Origin of the sequence: Acinetobacter sp. Tr-809 (assembly GCF_011753255.1) — a bacterium.
Classification (GTDB): Bacteria; Pseudomonadota; Gammaproteobacteria; order Pseudomonadales; family Moraxellaceae; genus Acinetobacter.
The window spans coordinates 118,297-137,442 of record NZ_VWVZ01000005.1; the positions used below are offsets into that span (position 1 = coordinate 118,297).

Consider the following 19,146-nt stretch of genomic DNA (forward strand, 5'->3'; position numbering starts at 1 on the left):
ATTAACGAGGTGTAGACGACAATTGATCTAAGGCTAGATTCAACTGTAAAACGTTGACTCGAGCTTGCCCATAGAGATTGAACTGAGCAGGCTGAGTCTGTTGTTGCACTAAATCTCGCAGTTGCTGTTCAGGTAAATGACGTTGTTCTGCCACACGTTTCACTTGTAATAATGCACTCTCAGGTGAAATATCAGGATCAATCCCACTGCCTGATGCCGTGACTATATCGTTAGGTACCTGCTGCTCTGAAACATGATTATTGTGAGCAAATTGCACTGTTCTTTCCTTAATTTGTTTTTGTAAGTCAGGATTAGAAACCGCTAAATTACTTCCCGCCATCCCATCGACATTGTAACTTACCGCACTTGGGCGACCATGAAAATATTGTTCACTGACAAAGTTTTGCCCCACCAAACTTGAACCAACAATTTTGCCATCCAGTTCAATCAAACTGCCATTAGCCTGCTTCGGAAAAATCAACTGCGCAATAGACACACTAACGGTAGAGTACAGCAACCCTGCAATTAAGAAACCCACAGCTGTCAGCCCAAGACTAGGACCTAAGACCGAATGCCCTTGACCTGATAATGTCAAGTCATGTTGATTCAATTGCTCATGATTCAATAAAGTATTCATTTCCAACTCCTAAATCCACAATGACACAATAAGGTCAATTAACTTGATCGCAATAAACGGAAAGATCACACCACCGACACCGTAAATCAGCATATTACGGCGTAACAATTGCAAAGCACTCGCTGGCTTGAACTGCACACCTCTTAATGCCAATGGAATCAGCATCGGAATAATCAAGGCATTAAAGATCAATGCAGAAATTACTGCACTGCTTGGACTACCCAATTTCAAAATATTCAGTACCCCAAGTTCAGGAATTGCCACTGCAAACAGCGCAGGTAAGATCACAAAGTATTTAGAAACGTCATTGGCTAAAGAGAATGTGGTTAATGCACCACGAGTAATCAATTGCTGCTTCCCAATTTCGACCACATCAAGCAATTTAGTTGGATCAGAATCTAAGTCCACCATATTGCCTGCTTCTTTCGCAGCCTGAGTGCCTGAGTTCATGGCTAGGCCAATATCCGCCTGAGCCAAAGCAGGAGCATCGTTGGTACCATCCCCTACCATCGCGACCAGTTTACCTGCAGCTTGTTCATTACGAATACAGGCCAATTTATCTTCAGGTCTTGCCTCAGCAATATAATCATCTACACCCGCTTCAGCAGCAATTGCTGCGGCAGTCAGCGGATTGTCCCCTGTGACCATAATGGTTTTGATGCCCATCTCACGTAACTGTGCAAACCGTTCTTTAATGCCTTGTTTGATTACATCCGAGAGTTCAATTACCCCTAAAATACTGTGATTCGAAGCCACTACGAGTGGTGTCGCACCTTTAGAGGCGATTTGTTCAACACGAGTTTTAAGTTCAATGTTGTCTTTAATCTCTTGATTGGTAAATTTAAGAATAGCATCGACAGCACCTTTACGAATCTTTTGTCCGGTCACCAAGTCCACCCCAGATAATCGTGTCGATGCACTAAACTGAATGAATTCGGCATCTTGAGGTTCACGAATGTTCTCGCCCATTTCTTTACCCAAACTCACCACGGATTTACCTTCAGGGGTTGGGTCAGCAAATGAAGTTAACATCGCTGCTTGGCGTAACTCGGTTGGAGTCACACCGGCCAATGGATAAAAAGCAGTGGCCTGACGGTCGCCATAGGTGATCGTGCCTGTTTTATCCAACAACAACACATCAATATCACCAGCAACCTCAACTGCTTTCCCTGATTTAGCCAAGACATTGGCTTTTAAAGCACGGTTCATCCCAGCGATCCCAATTGCAGGTAATAAGCCCCCAATCGTGGTTGGAATCAAACATACCAGCAGCGCAATCAGTAAAACCATACTGATTTTGATTCCCACCATTGAGCCAATAAATGGTAATGTCGCCACCACTACAATAAAGGTAATGGTCATGATATTAAGCAAAATACTTAACGCGATCTCATTTGGTGTTTTCTGACGGTTTGCACCTTCAACCAAGGCAATCATACGGTCTAGAAAGCTATGACCAGCTTCATTACTGACCCGAATAATAATTTCATCTGACAAAACTTTAGTACCACCAATCACACCTGAACGATCGGTGTTGGCTTCACGCAATACAGGTGCAGACTCACCAGTAACTGCCGACTCATTGATGGTGGCAAAACCTTGAATAATCTCCCCATCTGCTGGAACAATCTCACCAGCTTTGACAATCACCAAATCATCTTTTTTGAGTAGATTGGCAGAAATCGTATTCGGTACTGCATCTAAATCTAGAATACGATTTGCTGTTAAGTTTTCACGTGCCTGACGCAATGATGCTGCTTGTCCTCGACCTTTGGCTTCTGCGACCGCTTCTGCGTAATTCGCAAATAATACGGTCACCAATAAAATTAAGCTCAGCAATAAACCAAAACCTAAGCTAGTACTCCCCATCAAAGTGGCCGCAATAGTCAAAACGGTTCCGACCCAGACACATGCCATAACAGGATTTTTAAAAGCATATTGTGGCAACAGTTTATGAAAAGTTTGCTGAATAATTTCTTTATTCAAAATATCCATCTGTTGTGTCGCATTTGAATGTTTCATTGTGCTTGCTCCACACTTAAACTTTTATCGATAAATAGTCAGCAATTGGTCCAATCACCAACACTGGCATGAATTGCAATAAGGTGAGAATCAACACGATCCCGATCAAGGTCAAAGCAAATGTCGGTGATTCAATATGTAAAGAACCTTTGCTTTCGGCTGCTTGAGCTTTGGTTGCTAAACTGACTGCAATCAAGACTGGAATGATTAGCACGCTATAACGCCCTGCTAATAAAGCGATACTGGCACTGAGATTCCACCATAGGGTGTTATCGCCTAAACCTTCAAAACCAGAGCCATTGTTTGCGTAAGCTGAAACATATTCATAAAACACTTGGCTAATCCCATGGAATGCTGGATTTGAATTCCCTGTAATTGCGGGGAATGCAATTGCGATTGCAGTCAAACCAAGAATCACCACAGGCTGTAATAAAATCACCAGCGCTAACAACTTAATTTCAGTGACTTCAATTTTTCGACCAAACAATTCAGGGGTACGCCCTGTCATCAAGCCTGCGATAAAGACAGCAAGAAACAGGTAAATAAAGAACTGCAATAAGCCACAACCAATCCCGCCCCAAATGGCATTAATCAGCATATTGCACAGCTCAACCAATCCTGTCAGTGGTGAGGCTGAATCATGCATCATATTGACCGAGCCATTATTGACTTGTGTGGTCAAACTTCCCCACAGGGCAGATGCTTCAACACCAAAGCGAAGCTCTTTCCCCTCCATCAACGCTGTGTTTGAAATTAACGAAGACTTTTCAGTCCACAAGGTTAATAAGGTTGAAGCCAATGACATCAACAACATGGTGCCAAAAATCATCCACATCAATTTCTTACGCTGGATAAAGCGTCCAACCATAAATACTGCTGACAATGGAATAAGTAAGATCGCAATCATCTCAATCACATTCGATAACGGCGTTGGGTTTTCTAACGGCACACTGCTATTTGGCCCATACCAGCCGCCACCATTACTACCCAGTTGTTTAATCGCGACCATTGGCGCAACAGGACCGAGCGGAATATGCTGTGTTTTCAACTCTACGCTTTGATCCAAGACCTGTGCTGTCGGGCCAGCAGATAATGTTGCTGGAACACCTTGAAAGGTCAGTAACAAAGAAAAAATAAGGCCTAATGGAATGAAGAATCTAAATAATGGTCGAATGATATCCATCCAATAATTACCTAGATTAATCTGATTCCAATTCTTTTGATCTGAATCTTCTGTTTGACGTGATTGCAGGAACAAAGCTCGTAACATTGCAACCAATAAAGCAAGCCCAACAATTGGAGACAAATATTGCAGCCCAACGATTACCGTCATTTGTGATAAATAAGAAAGTTGAGCCTGTCCTGAGTAATGTTGCTGGTTGGTATTGGTTAGGAATGAAATAGTGGTATGTAATGCCAAATCCCAGTTCATATTGGGAATATGATCAGGATTCAGTGGCAACCATGCTTGAGTCATTAAAACGGTAACGCTAGCGCCCAGCAATAAAACGTTACTGAGTAGGAAAGCAGCAAGATATTGCCGCCAATTCATACCGACTTGCTTCACATTTAGAACAGCATAAATCGGTTGCTCAATCCATTTAAACAATCGGTCGCTTTTCATTGGTTTTGCCTGCATCACATCCGCAAGATAAGCACCTAGCGGGTAAGCCAACAGCAATGAAAGGATAAATACAGAAATAAATTCCCACATAGCAAATGCCATTTAAAAATAGGTCAGCTTTAGTATGGAAATTGAGGACGTAAATTCTCTATATTGAAAAACGAGGGCAACGTAAATTTTACGTAAATTATTTGAATTAGATTTAAAATGCTTAAAAAATTAGCTAAAAATCAAATATGAAGAAATAAATCTCATTTTTTACAAAAAATCTTTGACCATATAAAAAACTTTTTTTCTAAAAATGCAAAAAGAAACGATTATTATTTTAAAATAATAATTTATATTTATCATTATTTTACAAATAAAAACACATATGTATATAAATTTTTTAAGATTTATTTTTATCCATTTTCATCTAATCCTTAGTACTGCTTAGTTCATTTAGAACATTTACTCTTATTTTAATTATGGTATTTTTGTTACATGAAGTTATAGCCAATCACGATAGATAACTTTTTGTTGTCAGATCATAGCTTCTTAACACTTAAGAATCTTGAAGTTCAAGGAAAGATTTACAATGAAACTAAAACATCTTAGCACTGCCATGATCTTAGCAACGCTACCTGCAACTGGAGTTTTTGCAGCTGCGTTAGACCGTTCAGGTCAATCTATGTCTGCTTTTTTACAACCGGGCAACTATTTTGAAGCCGGTCTTTCGGTTTTAGACCCAACAGTTAAAGGTCAAGAAGCGGGTACTTCATCAACGACACGTAAAATCGGCGATATGGGCGATGATTACATGTTCCCTAGCGCAGCATTAAAACTACAGCTGACTGATAATATTTCTTTTGGTCTTCTTTATGACCAACCATTTGGTGCTGATGCAAAATATACAGGTGACAATGTATTCGTATCTAGCCCAACTGACGGTGTTTTATCTGCAAAATCAATTGATGGTATTGTGACAAGCAGAGCAATTGCTGCATTGCAAGCACAAAACCTTCCTGTAAATGAACAAACCATTGCAGCTGCGAAAGCCCAAGTACAAAATACGCCTCAATTTAAGCAATTGGCTGGTGCATTAAATGCAGCTAAGAACTATCTTGGTTCTAGTACTGGTCAAAATAGTACCCAAGTTGAAGTTGATACACAAAATTTATCTATGGTTTTTGGTTTCCAACCAAATCAAAACTTTAACTTCTACGCAGGTCCTGTACTTCAAACAGTAAAAGGAAATGTAAGCCTTCGTGGTGAAGCATATAGCGTTTACAATGGTTATGATGCTGATATTAAAGAAACAACAGGTGTGGGCTGGTTAGCAGGTGCTGCTTACCAAATTCCTGAGATCGCACTTAAAGCGTCTGTAACTTACCGTTCAGAAATCGACCATGACGTAAAAATTAAAGAAGACTTATCTTTGTTAGGCTTCCCTGGATTAACAAGTGTTCTTGGTGGATTAGGACTTGATCCAAGCAAACTCACTGCTGGCCTTGCACAAGACAAGAAAACCAAAATCACAACACCTCAATCTGTTAACTTGGATTTCCAAACAGGTATCATGGCGAACACCGTTGCATTTGCCAATGTTCGTTGGGTGAACTGGAAAGATTTCTCAATCCAACCATATAAATTTGGTGTTTTATCACAACAAGTTGGTGGTTTAGTTGGTCGTCCAAATGGTTTCAACTTAGTTGAATATTCTGATGACCAATGGTCTGTAAATGCTGGTGTTGGTCGTAAACTCAATGACCAATGGGCTGGTAACGTTTCTGTAGGTTGGGATTCTGGTGCAGGCAACCCTGTAACAACTTTAGGTCCAACAGAAGGTTACTGGAATGTTGGTGTAGGTGTTCAATATAGCCCTACTCCTGCAACCTTTATCTCAGGTGGTGTGAAATACTTCTGGTTAGGCGATGCTAAAGCGCAAACAGGTGCTCAAGCAGGTGGTAATGACTATGTTGCAGACTTCCAAGATAACAAAGCAATCGCTTATGGTATGAAAATTGGTTACCGTTTCTAATTCGTTTCTATAAAAGAAAGGTCATCATCAGATGGCCTTTTTTATTGCGCTTTAATAAATAAAATCAAAATCATAGATCAATAACTAATATTCATTTCAAACACTAGAACCACCAAGGTAAAACTTGAATGCTCAACTATTTTTCGTGACCTCATCAGTTCATTTATTGACATTTGTAAAATATTTAAGCGAATAAAAATTATGTTACTTTTCGCGCCATTCTGTTACAAAGTGATTTGAGAGAACATATTAATGAAGCTGAATGCTATTCAAACGGCTCTTCTACTTAGCTTAGTTCCAACAACGACAACATTTGCCGCAGCATTGGATCGCTCTGGCCAATCAATTGCAGCGTTCCTACAGCCAAATAATTATTTTGAAGCAGGTATCACAGTTCTTGATCCCAATGTATCAGGTAAGGACATATCTCAAAACAATACAGGGAATATGGCGAATCATTACTACTCGCCAAATGCTGCCCTAAAAATTCAAGCAACGGATAAATTCTCGATTGGTCTTATTTATGACCAGCCTTATGGGGCAGATGCAGAATATACAGGTAAAAGTAACTTTATCGAAAGTCGCCCTGTTCCATTTAAAGGCGGTACATCGGTTACAGTTGATACTGAAAACTTAAACTTACTGTTTGGTTATCAACCAACACAAAACTGGAACCTCTATGCGGGTGCGGTTTATCAAACCTTAGACAGCACTGTATTATTACGCGGCCAAAGCTATAGTGCCTATAGTGGTTATGATTTTAAAACGGGTAAAGATGAAGCTGTAGGTTGGTTAGCTGGTGTTGCCTATCAAATTCCTGAAATTGCACTCAAGGCTTCATTAACTTATCGTGCCAAGATCAAGCACGAAATGAATGCCTATGAAACGCATGGCATTGCAGGCATGACAGGCAATGCGGGTTTTGATGCAATTTTAAATAAAATTAATCATTCAGAAGGCACCACTGAAATCACCACCCCTCAATCGGTTAATCTTGATTTCCAAACAGGGATTATGGAAAACACGGTTGCCTTTGCGAATTTACGTTGGGTGAACTGGAAAGACTTTGCCATTCGTCCATATAAATTTGGTGCAGCTTCGACTCTCCCTCCAATCGTTGCTTCAACAGGTAAAAAAGACGGTTTTGATCTGGTTGCCTATACCGAAGATCAATATTCAGTGACTGCAGGTGTTGGCCGTAAACTGAATGATCAATGGGCAGGTAATTTATCTGTGGGTTGGGACTCTGGCGCAGGTAATCCTGTGACGACATTAGGTCCAACAGAAGGCTATTGGAATGTCGGTATCGGTGTTCAATATAGCCCGACGCCTGCAACCTTTATTACGGGTGGAGTAAAATACTTCTGGCTCGGCGATGCCAAAGCACAGTCAGGTTCACAATTCAATACACCTGGTTATGTCGCTGAATTTGAAAATAATGATGCCATCGCTTATGGTTTAAAGATTGGTTATAAATTCTAAGAAATCTCCCCTCACCCTGAGCCACGACTGAAGTGGCGCAAGGTGAAAAAGCCCCCTCCTTTTCTAAAGGAGGGCTGGGGAGGATTAATTACTCTGGAATATCACGTTGTGATACAGAACGAATCGCCTGTTTTAACGCTTCATAACCATGTAATGGTGGGAATTGTGGAAACTCAGCAATCACATTTGCTGGCGCATCAAACAAGAAACCATGATCAGCTTCGCCAAGCATAGTCGTATCGTTATAAGAGTCACCTGCCGCGATGACGCGGAAGTTTAAACCATGCAATGCTTTTACCGCCTGACGCTTTTGATCAGGTTGGCGCAATTTATATGCGGTAATCATACCGTTTTCATCAGTTTCAAGCTTGTGACAGAAAATCGTTGGCCATCCCAATTGCTTCATGAGTGGATGAGCAAACTCATAAAAAGTATCAGATAAAATAATCAATTGAAAATGAGTACGCACCCACTCAACAAACTCTTTAGCCCCTTCAAAAGGTCCCATATCAGCAATCACAGCTTGAATATCATTTAAGCCTAAACCATGCTGTTTCAAGATATTCAGACGTTGAGTCATGAGTACATCGTAATCTGGAATATCACGTGTAGTTGCTTCAAGTTCTTTAATCCCTGTTTTTTTTGCAAAGTTGATCCAAATTTCTGGAACCAAAACCCCTTCAAGATCTAGACATACGATTTCCATGCTTATCCAACTATCCTATGTGTTAAAAATTGCGCTAGTTTAGCATGGAGAGCTGTTCAAGAATCGCCCTTTTTTCATACTCTAACCATAGATTTTTTGAATAAGAATTTGCTTGATGGTCATATCCGACTCGGCATAATTACATTACTATATGGCGTAGTGTGTCGTGTATACGATAAAGACCGATGATCATAAAAGGCAACGCGTTATGACTTTAAACTTGGATCAAATCAATACAGAATTTGGCAATGATGCTGAAAAACTAGTTGAATGGGCATTAAGCTTAAATGAAAAAGCTATTGTGACAACTAATTTTCGTCCATTTGAAGCTGTCATTTTACATATGTTGACCCGTGTCAAACCTGATATCCAAGTGGTATGGATGGATAATGGCTACAACACCGAAACAACCTATAAGTATGTTGATGAGATTACAAAACTGTTGAATCTTAATCTTCTGACTTATTTGCCAAAACGTTCACGTGCACATCGTGAAGCACTGGAAGGCACCGTTCCAGCATTGGATGATCCAAAGCATGAAGCTTTTACTGCTGAAGTAAAATTAGAACCTTTTGAGCGCGCATTACGAGAAACCGCACCCAAAGTTTGGTTTACGGCATTACGTGCAACAGATACCGCTGTTCGTGCTGAAATGGACCCTGTGAGCATTAATCCAGATGGTCTTATCAAGGTTGCGCCATTATTGAAATGGACTTCAAAAGACCTCTGGGAATATATGCAAAAACATAATTTACCTGATAATGAAGATTATTTTGATCCGACAAAAGGTGAAGAGCATCGCGAATGCGGTTTGCATCTAAACCACTAAATCTCTATTCCATTAAAACAAAACCACTGATTCGTCAGTGGTTTTGTTTTTTATGACTCGCTTGTCTAAAGTCATATTTTAACCAGAACAAACAGTATATACTGCGCAGAACGGTTCCAATAATTCTAATAAGAGCTCCATGAGAGTATCTTAGAAAAAATGCGATGAGAGGCTAGGTCTGCTATGCGCCCACTACACCCAATTGATTTTATCTTTCTCTCGCTAGAGAAAAGACAACAACCTATGCATGTAGGTGGATTGTTTTTATTCGAGCTTCCAGAGAATGCTTCACCTACGTTTGTGCACGATCTAGTCAATGAAATTCGCCAATCAAAAAGTATCCCTGTTCCACCATTTAACAATCAATTGAATGGTTTGTTTTGGGGAGAAGACAGTGAGTTTGATCTAGACCATCATTTCCGCCATATCGCGCTACCAAATCCAGGGCGTATCCGTGAACTACTGGTGTATATTTCACAACAGCATAGCTCTTTGATTGATCGTGCCAAACCACTTTGGACCTGTGACATCATTGAAGGAATTGAAGGTAACCGTTTTGCCATGTACTTCAAAATTCACCATGCGATGGTGGATGGAGTTGCAGGTATGCGTCTGATTGAAAAATCACTGTCTCAAGATCCAAATGAAAAGCATGTCGTACCGTTATGGTGTGTGGAAGGAAAACGAACCAAGCGTTTGAAAGCACCTAAGCCACCAACGGTGAGTAAAATTAAAGGTGTGATGGAAGGGATTAAATCTCAGCTTGAAGTTGCACCTAAGGTCATGCATGAACTGTCACAAACCATCTTTAAAGAGATTGGTAAAAATCCTGATTATGTATCAACATTTCAGGCGCCTCCTTCAATTCTGAATCAGCGCGTCAGCTCTTCACGTCGCTTTGCAGCACAATCTTTTGAACTCGGTCGTTTCCGTCATATTGCCAAATCTTTGGGTGTAACGCTCAATGATGTGATTCTAGCGGTATGCTCAGGTGCTTTACGTGAGTATCTGATCAGTCATAATAGCTTGCCAAAAAAACCTTTAATTGCAATGGTTCCTGCATCACTGCGTACCGATGATTCTGATGTCAGCAATCGTATTACCATGATTTTGGCGAATCTTGCGACCCATATCGAAGACCCTATTGAACGTCTGGAAATCATTCGTCGTAGCGTACAGAACTCAAAACAGCGTTTTAGCCGTATGACTGCCAATGAAATTCTGAATTATAGTGCGGTTGTGTATGGCCCAGCTGGTTTAAACATTGCATCAGGCATGCTACCTAAACGTCAGGCATTTAACCTTGTCATCTCAAACGTACCCGGTCCGCGTGAACCCCTCTACTGGAATGGTGCCAAATTAGATGCGCTCTACCCTGCATCAATCGTGATGGATGGACAGGCACTGAATATCACGATGACCAGTTATTTAGATAAACTGGAAGTGGGCTTGATTGCATGTCGGAATGCTTTGCCTAAAATGCAAAACCTATTGACCCATTTAGAAGAAGAAATTCAACGTTTTGAACAAGCCATTCAAAACTTGCCTCAACAGAAAGTTGCGAATTAATTGTAGAGAAAAAATTAAGGGGCTTTCGTTAGCCCCTTATTTTTTAATTGTGCGACAACGCTGTAAAAGCTGATGGCAGGCTGAACGAATCATTGCCGTAGTAATCTGAACTTCTTTACCTTGGCTATCTACCATATAACATGTGTTTACAGGATTACTGTCTAATACATGCTTAAAACCGTGACTTACTAATCTTTCACTTACATTCATAATTAGATACCTCATATTATTTGCTAAGGCACCGAAAAGTACCTATGGCTCATTCTATGGTTCTAGTATTTAAAATTCATGATAGAAAGTAAAATTTCAGTTGTAACAAGGATTAAGCGAAATCTTGTTACAACTTTAGGTCAAAATGATATCGTATTGCTCTTGCGTATATAGATTTTCCACTTGGAATTTAATCACACGATTCACAAAATGTTCTAAATCCGCGACAGCTGGGGCTTCTGCTGTTAATAGCCGATCTATCACAGCTGGATGAGCAACGACAGTAAAGCCACCCTTGGAATCAAATGCACGTGCATAACGCATGACTTCTCGAAATATCTCGTAACATACTGTCTCTGCTGTCTTCACATAGCCCCGCCCTTGGCAGGTCGGACATGATTCACAAAGCAAATGCTCCAATGATTCACGGGTCCGTTTACGTGTCATTTCAACTAAACCCAACTCCGAAACTTGGGTAATTTTAGTTTTTGCATGATCACGTTCCAGCATTCGTTCAAACTGACGCATCACTTCTTCACGATGCTCAGCTTCTTGCATGTCGATAAAATCAATAATCAGAATACCACCCAAATTACGCAGACGCAGTTGTCTTGCGATCACTTGAGTTGCTTCCATATTGGTTTTAAAGACCGTGTCTTCTAAACTGCGACCACCCACATATGAGCCTGTATTGACATCAATCGTGGTCATCGCTTCAGTCTGATCAATCATCAGATAGCCGCCAGACTTGAGTGCGACACGGGTCTGCAACGCTTTTTGAATATCTTCTTCGACGTTATACAAATCGAAAAGTGGCTTTTCACCAGGATAATGAATTAAGCGATTTTGAATCGTGGGAACAAACTCATCGACAAACTCGCTGAGCTTGCCATGAATCTCACGTGAATCGACATAGATCTTCGCCGTTTCATCACTGGCTAAATCTCTGATGATACGTTGCGGTAACGGGAGTTCCTCAAAGATCAGTTCAGCAGTAGCTGCTTCTTTTTGTTTGCGCTGAATGAATTCCCAAAGTTTACTGAGATAACACATATCTTGTGCAATCGCAGCTTCATCTACACCTTCTGCCGCAGTACGAACAATGACACTACCCGGCAAATTATGTTCTGCTTGAATATGTTCAATAATGCTACGTAGGCGGTCTCGTTCCTCTTCAGACTCAATTCGCTGTGACACACCAATGTGATTGCCATAAGGCATGAGAACGAGATAACGCGATGGGATAGAAAGATCAGTACTTAGACGAGCGCCTTTGGTACCCAACATATCTTTCATAACTTGGACAGTGAGCATCTGCCCCGGATGTAACAGCTCAAAAACGTTTGGGGTTGGCTGCGAACGCGACCACACCATATCGTTAATATGCAAAAAAGCGGTTCGAGACAAACCAATATCGACAAAGGCAGCTTGCATACCCGGCAGTACACGCACTACTTTACCCTTGTAGATATTACCCACTAACCCACGTTTTACAGTTCGCTCAACGAATAATTCATTGACCGTACCATTTTCAATCAATGCCACACGACATTCCATCGGCGTGACGTTAATCAGCAACTCTTCTGCCATAACAAACTCAAAACTTTATAAAAATTCTTATAACCGAAAGTGTCGTTCCCTGTATTGAAATACTTAGGTTTTAACGCTTTCTAATAACTGTGCAATCTCATGCAAAGGCAAACCGACGACATTACTATAACTGCCTCGAATCTGTGGAATATATTGTGCTGCAATTCCCTGTATTGCATAAGCACCTGCTTTGCCTACAGGTTCGCCTGTTGCCCAATATTTTTCCATTTCCGCATGACTGAGTTGTTGTAACTCAACTTGCGTTCTTACCACTGTACTTAATATCTGAGCAGAACTTGCAACACAAATTCCAGAATAGACATCATGCCATTGCCCTGAAAGCATCGACCAGATGGAAAAAGCATGTTGCTTTGACTCTGGCTTCCCAATGATCTGCCCAGCAAAACTTAAACTGGTATCTGCCGCAATCACAATTGCGTCAGCATATTTATTTAAAACGACCTGTGCCTTCTCTCGCGCCAAACGTTCAACATAATGCTCAACAGCCTCTCCATCATGCACCGTCTCATCGACATCTGGACTATAAATCTCAAAGTCCAAACCCAATTGCTGTAATAGCTCCTGCCGACGAGGCGAGCTTGATGCGAGAATTATATGCGCCATTTATGTAAGCAATAATAAACCAATGGCCATGCCAGTACACTTGTCACAACGGGCTGCCAATGGCGCGCAATCGAAAAATGTGTTCCTGCAATGGTCTGGCTAATCCACAAAAATGTAATATGTGCAACAACCGCAATCACTGCGATAACCCATGAATTACCAAACGTCAGAATACGACGTTCACGGATTAAATAGCGAATACCAAAACTGATCACAACAAAACTGAGTGCATTTAAGCCAAAAGGTGCATCCAACAGTAAATCGGCAAAAAGCCCCATACCAAATGCAAACCAGACACCACACCATACAGGTTGATACAGAATCCAGAACAGCATAATCATGAGCATGATGGATGGTCGCCAACCTGAGGCCTCATAGGCCATTGGATAAACCATCAGTACAGAACCAATCACGATGGATAGAATAATCATCCACAGCGGATCTTTGCGTTTCTCATAATTGAGCTTAGCGATCGGCATACGGTTGCTCCTGCGCTAAGGATTCTGAAAACAGCACCACGACATGATGACCACTTGCCAATTGAGCCGCTGGTGTGACATCAATTTCAGCAAACTCACCTGAAGTATGACGACTGACTTTAGACACAGTTCCCACTAAATAACCTGCTGGGAAATGTTCGCCTAAACCTGAACTAAAGACTTTATCCCCAACCTGAATATTGGCGCTGGTTGGCACATATTCCATTTTGAGTTGACCCAAATCGCCAGTACCTGAAATGATCGCACGCATACCAGTACGTTCTAAACGCACAGATAATGAGTGCTCCTTATCAGACAGCAACATGATACGAGCACTATGCGGATAGACATTAATGATCTGCCCCATAATCCCCTTATCATCTAGAACAGTTTGTCCCGCACTTAAATGATCCACTGAACCACGGTTAATGATAATAATATGGCGTAATGGATCAGCATCAGTCCCTATCACCTCCGCAATTTGCATACGTCCATCAATAATTAACGGCGTATCCAAAAGCCCTCTTAAACGGTTATTTTCCGCAGAAAGTTCTGAAAGTTTTTGGAGGCGGACTTGTGCTTGTAATAGTTCAGCTTGCATTGCCGTGTTTTCACGGCGCAATTGCGCTTCAGATTTGGTTTGTTGGTTAAGCCATTCTCGCGACAGTACAGGATAGCTTGCCAGCGCATAAATTGGATTATACGCGGCGTACAAGACATCCCTTGCAGGTTGAATTACATAAGGCATGCGCCAATCAAAGAAAAGCACCACCAAACATGTAATTACCGCAATAACAAATGAGCGAAAAGATGGCGGTTGTCTTGAAAAAAGATTCGGTTGCACCGCCTAGTCCTTATGATTTAACCAACGAAAAGCATGTCGTGGTTTGGATTGTCAAAGAACTCTAATACTTTACCGCCACCACGAGTGACACAAGTTAAAGGATCATCTGCAACAATTACTGGCAAACCTGTTTCTTGCGCAAGCAATTTATCAAGGTTACGCAACAATGCACCACCGCCTGTCAACACAATACCGCGCTCAGCAATATCCGAAGATAATTCAGGAGGCGTTTGCTCTAGTGCAGATTTAACCGCACTGACAATGCTTTGTAACGGATCAGAAATGGCCTGGGTAATTTCATCAGAAGTCACCGTAATCGCGCGAGGTACACCCTCAGCCAAGTTACGACCGCGAACTTCGATCTCTAGGGTCTTGCCATCAGCAACAGCCATACCCACTTCTTTTTTAATGACTTCGGCTGTTGTTTCCCCGATCACACAACCGTGTGCTTTACGCACATAATTGATGATTTGCTCATCAAATACATCACCACCGATACGTAAAGAATCAGCGTAGACACAACCCTGTAATGAAATGATTGCAATTTCAGTGGTACCACCACCAACATCAACAACCATCGAACCACATGCTTGCTCAACAGGCATACCCGCACCAATTGCAGCAGCCATTGGCTCTTCGATTAAACGTACATCACGCGCACCTGCATTAAATACAGCCTCGCGAATCGCACGACGCTCAACCAATGTCGATTTACAAGGTACACAGACCACAACACGCGGTGCTGGCGGGAATAAACGCTTTTCATGCACTTTGCCAATGAACTGATTCAACATGGTCTCAGTGACTTCAAAATCAGCAATCACACCGTCTTTCATCGGACGAATTGCTGAAATATTCGCTGGTGTACGGCCTAACATTTGTTTAGCATCAATACCTACAGCGGCAACAATTTTTTGTGAACCACTATGGCGAATTGCCACAACAGTTGGTTCATTTAATATAATGCCACGGCCTGGTGCATAAATAAGTGTATTTGCAGTACCTAAATCAATGGCTAAATCCGGCGAAAACAAGCCAATTAGTCGTTTTAGAATCACGGGGGCGTTCTCAATTAAACTTTGTGTGAATACAAGGTGGCAACTTTAACTAAATGTGATGATTTGAACAAGTCAATCGCTTATTATAACGCACGATATTTTGAAATTTTTTAATACTGAATTAGGTAAAGTTATGTCTACATCATCAGATGCTCAGCAGACAACAGACTTAAATGCGCAAACGGTCTCGCAAATTGCACACCTTGCACGTTTATCTCTCAATGACACGCAATCTGCTGAATATGCTCAAAGTTTAAATAAAATCCTTGGCATGATGGAAAGCTTGAAAGGCATTAATACCGATGATGTTGAGCCTTTAAAGAGCCCATTTGACAACCCGCAACCCTTACGCGCTGACGTTGTGACTGAAAGCAACCATCGTGATGAATATCAAGCGGTCGCGCCTGCTACAGAAGCAGGTTTGTACCTCGTACCTCGCGTAATTGAATAAGATTTATTCAATTAGTCAATATTTTATATTTAGAATGTAAAGAAATTTTTCATATGACAGATTTACATCGCTTATCAATCCGTGAACTCTCTGAAGGCTTAAAAACAGCCCAATTTTCATCACGCGAATTGACTGAACATTATTTAAAGCGTATTGCCCAAATTGACCCGAAAGTAAAAAGTTATGTGACAGTGACTGCAGAACAGGCACTTGCAGAAGCAAATGCGGCCGATGCGGCACTGAAAGCAGGTAATGCACATGCTTTAGCAGGTATTCCACTTGCCCACAAAGATATTTTTTGTACCCAAGGTATTAAAACCACTGCCGGTTCAAAAATGCTGGATAACTTCATTTCACCTTATGATGCAACTGTGGTTGCTAAAGCTAAAGCTGCGGGTCTCGTGACTTTAGGTAAGGTGAACATGGACGAATTCGCCATGGGTTCCACCTCTGAAAACTCGTATGTCGGTGCAACGTCTAACCCTTGGGCACTAGATCACGTTCCAGGTGGTTCGTCAGGTGGCTCTGCTGCGGCTGTGGCGGCTGATCTTGCGCCAATCGCAACAGGTACCGATACAGGTGGCTCAATTCGTCAACCTGCTTCATTCTGCGGCTTAACGGGCTTAAAACCGACCTATGGTCGTGTGTCTCGCTTCGGTATGATTGCGTATGCATCATCACTCGATCAAGGCGGTCCAATGGCACGTTCTGCGGAAGACTGTGCTTATTTGATGAATGTGATTGCTGGTCATGATGCCAAAGACTCAACTTCTATCAACAAAGAAGTGGATGATTACGTTGCTAACCTAAACGGCACAGCAGTGAAAGGTCTACGCATTGGTATTCCAAAGCAATACTTCAATGTTACAGGTCTAGACGCTGATGTAAAAGCACGCGTTGAAGAATCGTTGAAAAAGCTTGAAGACATGGGTGCGATCTTGGTTGAGATTGACCTCAACATGACTGAAGCCTATGTACCAACTTACTACTTGATCGCACCTGCGGAAGCTTCTTCGAACCTGTCACGTTTTGACGGTGTTCGTTATGGCTACCGTTGTGAAAACCCAGTGGACTTGATGGACTTGTACAAACGTTCACGTTCAGAAGGTTTTGGTGCTGAAGTACAACGTCGTATCCTGATCGGGACTTATGCCCTTTCTGCGGGTTACTACGATGCATATTATGTCAAAGCACAAAAAGTACGTCGTTTGATCCAACAAGATTTCCTCAAAGCATTTGAAAATGTTGATGTGATTGCTGCGCCATCTGCACCAACCACAGCCTATAAGATCGGTGCAAACCTCAGCCCGACTGAAATGTATTTAGGCGATATCTATACCCTTGCTGTGAACTTGGCAGGTCTACCAGCCATCAACGCACCAGTTGGTTTTGATAAAGACAGCTTGCCTGTGGGCTTACAGTTGATTGGTAACTACTGGTCAGAATCACAATTGCTTTCGATTGTGCATCAATATCAACAAAATACAGACTGGCATACCAAACGTGCGGCAATTGCTGAGGAGAATGCATAATGACTGAAGCTCAAAAGTTAAAGCTTATTGACGGTTGGGAAGTCGTTATCGGGATCGAGATCCACACGCAATTGGCGACCAAGTCTAAGATCTTCTCTGGTTCATCGACTGAATTTGGTCAAGACCCAAATACACAAGCCAGCCTTGTTGATTTAGCCATGCCGGGTGTATTACCAGTATTGAATGCTGAAGTGGTTGATCTTGCGATTCGCTTTGGTTTGGGTATCGATGCCTATATCGACCAAGCCTCTGTGTTTGCACGTAAGAACTACTTCTACCCAGATTCTCCAAAAGGCTACCAGATTAGCCAGATGGACAATCCGATTGTAGGCTTGGGTCATATCGACATTCAGCTTGAAGATGGCACTGTGAAGCGTATTGGCGTGACTCGTGCCCATCTTGAAGAAGATGCTGGTAAATCGATCCATGACCAATTCGAAGGTATGTCGGGTATCGACTTAAACCGTGCGGGCACACCATTGCTTGAAATCGTATCTGAGCCTGATATGCGTTCGGTGGAAGAAGCGGTTGCCTATATCAAATCGATTCACACCTTGGTGCGTTGGTTAGGTATTTCTGACGGTAACATGGCAGAAGGTTCATTCCGTGCCGACTGTAACGTGTCACTTCGTCGTCCGGGCCAACCTTTTGGTACGCGTTGCGAGTTGAAAAACCTCAACTCATTCCGTTTCATTGAGCAAGCGATCAATGTTGAAATTGAACGCCAAATGGAAATTTTGGAATACGGCGGCGAGATTGATCAGGAAACTCGTTTGTTCGATCCGAACAAGATGGAAACCCGTTCAATGCGTTCGAAAGAAGAAGCGAACGACTATCGCTACTTCCCAGATCCAGACTTATTGCCAGTGATCATTGCTGACGAACAAATCGAAGCGGCACGTGCTGCCCTTCCAGAACTGCCTAAAGCGCGCCGTGCACGCTTTATTGCTGACTTTGCTGTGACTGAGTACGATGCGCATGTATTGACGCTGTCACGCGAAATGGCAGACTTCTACGAAGCAGTTGTAGCTGCTGCGGGCGGTGCGAAGCAAGGTAAAGTCTCTGCAAACTGGGTGATGGGTGAATTCTCAGGTGCTTTAAACAAAGCTGGCCTAGAATTGGCGGACTCTCCTGTTTCTGCTGAGCAGTTGGGCGGCATGATTGCGCGTATTGTCGACAATACCATTAACGGCAAAATTGCGAAGCAAGTGTTTGGCTTTATGTGGGAAGCAGAAGGAAAATCTGCGGATGACATTATTGCTGAAAAAGGCTTGAAGCAAGAAACCGATACAGGTGCGATTGAAGCAATTATCAAAGAAGTGCTTGCAGCCAATGAAAAAATGGTTGAAGAGTACAAGTCGGGTAAGGAAAAAGCCTTTAACGGTCTGGTTGGTCAAGTCATGAAAGCTGCAAAAGGTAAAGCCAACCCAGCCCAAGTGAATGAATTAATGAAGAAATTGATTGGTTAA

General features: G+C 42.0%; 17 protein-coding genes. 7 read left to right on the forward strand and 10 right to left on the reverse strand.

Annotated elements, in window-relative coordinates:
• Nucleotide 1: 1 nt before the first annotated feature.
• Genes kdpC through kdpA form a run of 3 tightly spaced genes read right to left on the reverse strand, consistent with a single transcriptional unit; the run spans nucleotide 2 to nucleotide 4,373 of the window.
• Nucleotides 2-637: a potassium-transporting ATPase subunit KdpC gene (gene kdpC / locus F3J02_RS12315; RefSeq protein WP_167249692.1), complete on the reverse strand. Its 636-nt coding sequence runs from the start codon at nucleotides 635-637 to the stop codon at nucleotides 2-4.
• 9 nt (nucleotides 638-646) lie between these two features.
• Nucleotides 647-2,659 carry a potassium-transporting ATPase subunit KdpB gene (gene kdpB, locus F3J02_RS12320; RefSeq protein ID WP_167249694.1) on the reverse strand — a complete coding sequence of 671 codons (2,013 nt, stop codon included), beginning with the start codon at nucleotides 2,657-2,659 and terminating at the stop codon, nucleotides 647-649.
• Between the two features lie 16 nt (nucleotides 2,660-2,675).
• Complete coding sequence (kdpA, locus tag F3J02_RS12325) at nucleotides 2,676-4,373, reverse strand: potassium-transporting ATPase subunit KdpA (RefSeq protein ID WP_167249696.1); 1,698 nt, start codon at nucleotides 4,371-4,373, stop codon at nucleotides 2,676-2,678.
• 487 nt (nucleotides 4,374-4,860) lie between these two features.
• Between kdpA and F3J02_RS12330 the strand changes: the two genes are divergently transcribed.
• A complete protein-coding gene (locus tag F3J02_RS12330; RefSeq protein ID WP_167249698.1) occupies nucleotides 4,861-6,303 on the forward strand; it encodes an OmpP1/FadL family transporter in 1,443 nt (480 codons plus the stop codon).
• Nucleotides 6,304-6,555: 252 nt separating this feature from the next.
• Entirely contained in the window at nucleotides 6,556-7,785 is a 1,230-nt protein-coding gene (locus F3J02_RS12335) for an OmpP1/FadL family transporter (RefSeq protein ID WP_167249700.1), read from the forward strand.
• 88 nt (nucleotides 7,786-7,873) lie between these two features.
• Here F3J02_RS12335 and thrH read toward each other — a convergent pair whose 3' ends face one another.
• Nucleotides 7,874-8,491, reverse strand: coding sequence for a bifunctional phosphoserine phosphatase/homoserine phosphotransferase ThrH (gene thrH, locus F3J02_RS12340; protein WP_004652299.1), 618 nt, complete (start codon nucleotides 8,489-8,491; stop codon nucleotides 7,874-7,876).
• A gap of 208 nt (nucleotides 8,492-8,699) precedes the next feature.
• Between thrH and F3J02_RS12345 the strand changes: the two genes are divergently transcribed.
• Nucleotides 8,700-9,320 carry a phosphoadenosine phosphosulfate reductase family protein gene (locus F3J02_RS12345; RefSeq protein WP_005192766.1) on the forward strand — a complete coding sequence of 207 codons (621 nt, stop codon included), beginning with the start codon at nucleotides 8,700-8,702 and terminating at the stop codon, nucleotides 9,318-9,320.
• Nucleotides 9,321-9,503: 183 nt separating this feature from the next.
• Nucleotides 9,504-10,889 carry a WS/DGAT/MGAT family O-acyltransferase gene (locus F3J02_RS12350; RefSeq protein ID WP_167249702.1) on the forward strand — a complete coding sequence of 462 codons (1,386 nt, stop codon included), beginning with the start codon at nucleotides 9,504-9,506 and terminating at the stop codon, nucleotides 10,887-10,889.
• A 36-nt stretch (nucleotides 10,890-10,925) separates the two neighbouring features.
• Here F3J02_RS12350 and F3J02_RS12355 read toward each other — a convergent pair whose 3' ends face one another.
• The 6 genes from F3J02_RS12355 to F3J02_RS12380 form a co-directional block, all read right to left on the reverse strand.
• Nucleotides 10,926-11,099, reverse strand: coding sequence for a PA1571 family protein (locus F3J02_RS12355; RefSeq protein WP_125318358.1), 174 nt, complete (start codon nucleotides 11,097-11,099; stop codon nucleotides 10,926-10,928).
• A 135-nt stretch (nucleotides 11,100-11,234) separates the two neighbouring features.
• Nucleotides 11,235-12,689: a ribonuclease G gene (gene rng / locus F3J02_RS12360; RefSeq protein ID WP_167249704.1), complete on the reverse strand. Its 1,455-nt coding sequence runs from the start codon at nucleotides 12,687-12,689 to the stop codon at nucleotides 11,235-11,237.
• 63 nt (nucleotides 12,690-12,752) lie between these two features.
• Nucleotides 12,753-13,313: a Maf-like protein gene (locus F3J02_RS12365; RefSeq protein WP_167249706.1), complete on the reverse strand. Its 561-nt coding sequence runs from the start codon at nucleotides 13,311-13,313 to the stop codon at nucleotides 12,753-12,755.
• On the reverse strand, nucleotides 13,301-13,792 hold the full coding sequence (gene mreD / locus F3J02_RS12370; protein WP_167249708.1) for a rod shape-determining protein MreD: 492 nt from the start codon (nucleotides 13,790-13,792) through the stop codon (nucleotides 13,301-13,303). The genes F3J02_RS12365 and mreD overlap by 13 nt, the downstream gene beginning before the upstream one ends.
• Entirely contained in the window at nucleotides 13,779-14,636 is an 858-nt protein-coding gene (gene mreC / locus F3J02_RS12375) for a rod shape-determining protein MreC (protein ID WP_004802987.1), read from the reverse strand. Before mreC ends, mreD begins: the two co-directional genes overlap by 14 nt.
• A gap of 17 nt (nucleotides 14,637-14,653) precedes the next feature.
• Entirely contained in the window at nucleotides 14,654-15,694 is a 1,041-nt protein-coding gene (locus F3J02_RS12380) for a rod shape-determining protein (protein ID WP_004652309.1), read from the reverse strand.
• A gap of 133 nt (nucleotides 15,695-15,827) precedes the next feature.
• Here F3J02_RS12380 and gatC point away from each other — a divergent pair, with 133 nt between their 5' ends.
• From gatC to gatB, 3 genes are read left to right on the forward strand one after another with little or no spacing between them, the layout of a single operon-like run.
• Entirely contained in the window at nucleotides 15,828-16,145 is a 318-nt protein-coding gene (gene gatC, locus F3J02_RS12385) for an Asp-tRNA(Asn)/Glu-tRNA(Gln) amidotransferase subunit GatC (RefSeq protein ID WP_004652310.1), read from the forward strand.
• A 53-nt stretch (nucleotides 16,146-16,198) separates the two neighbouring features.
• Nucleotides 16,199-17,677: an Asp-tRNA(Asn)/Glu-tRNA(Gln) amidotransferase subunit GatA gene (gene gatA, locus F3J02_RS12390; RefSeq protein WP_167249710.1), complete on the forward strand. Its 1,479-nt coding sequence runs from the start codon at nucleotides 16,199-16,201 to the stop codon at nucleotides 17,675-17,677.
• On the forward strand, nucleotides 17,677-19,146 hold the full coding sequence (gene gatB, locus F3J02_RS12395) for an Asp-tRNA(Asn)/Glu-tRNA(Gln) amidotransferase subunit GatB (protein WP_167249712.1): 1,470 nt from the start codon (nucleotides 17,677-17,679) through the stop codon (nucleotides 19,144-19,146). Before gatA ends, gatB begins: the two co-directional genes overlap by 1 nt.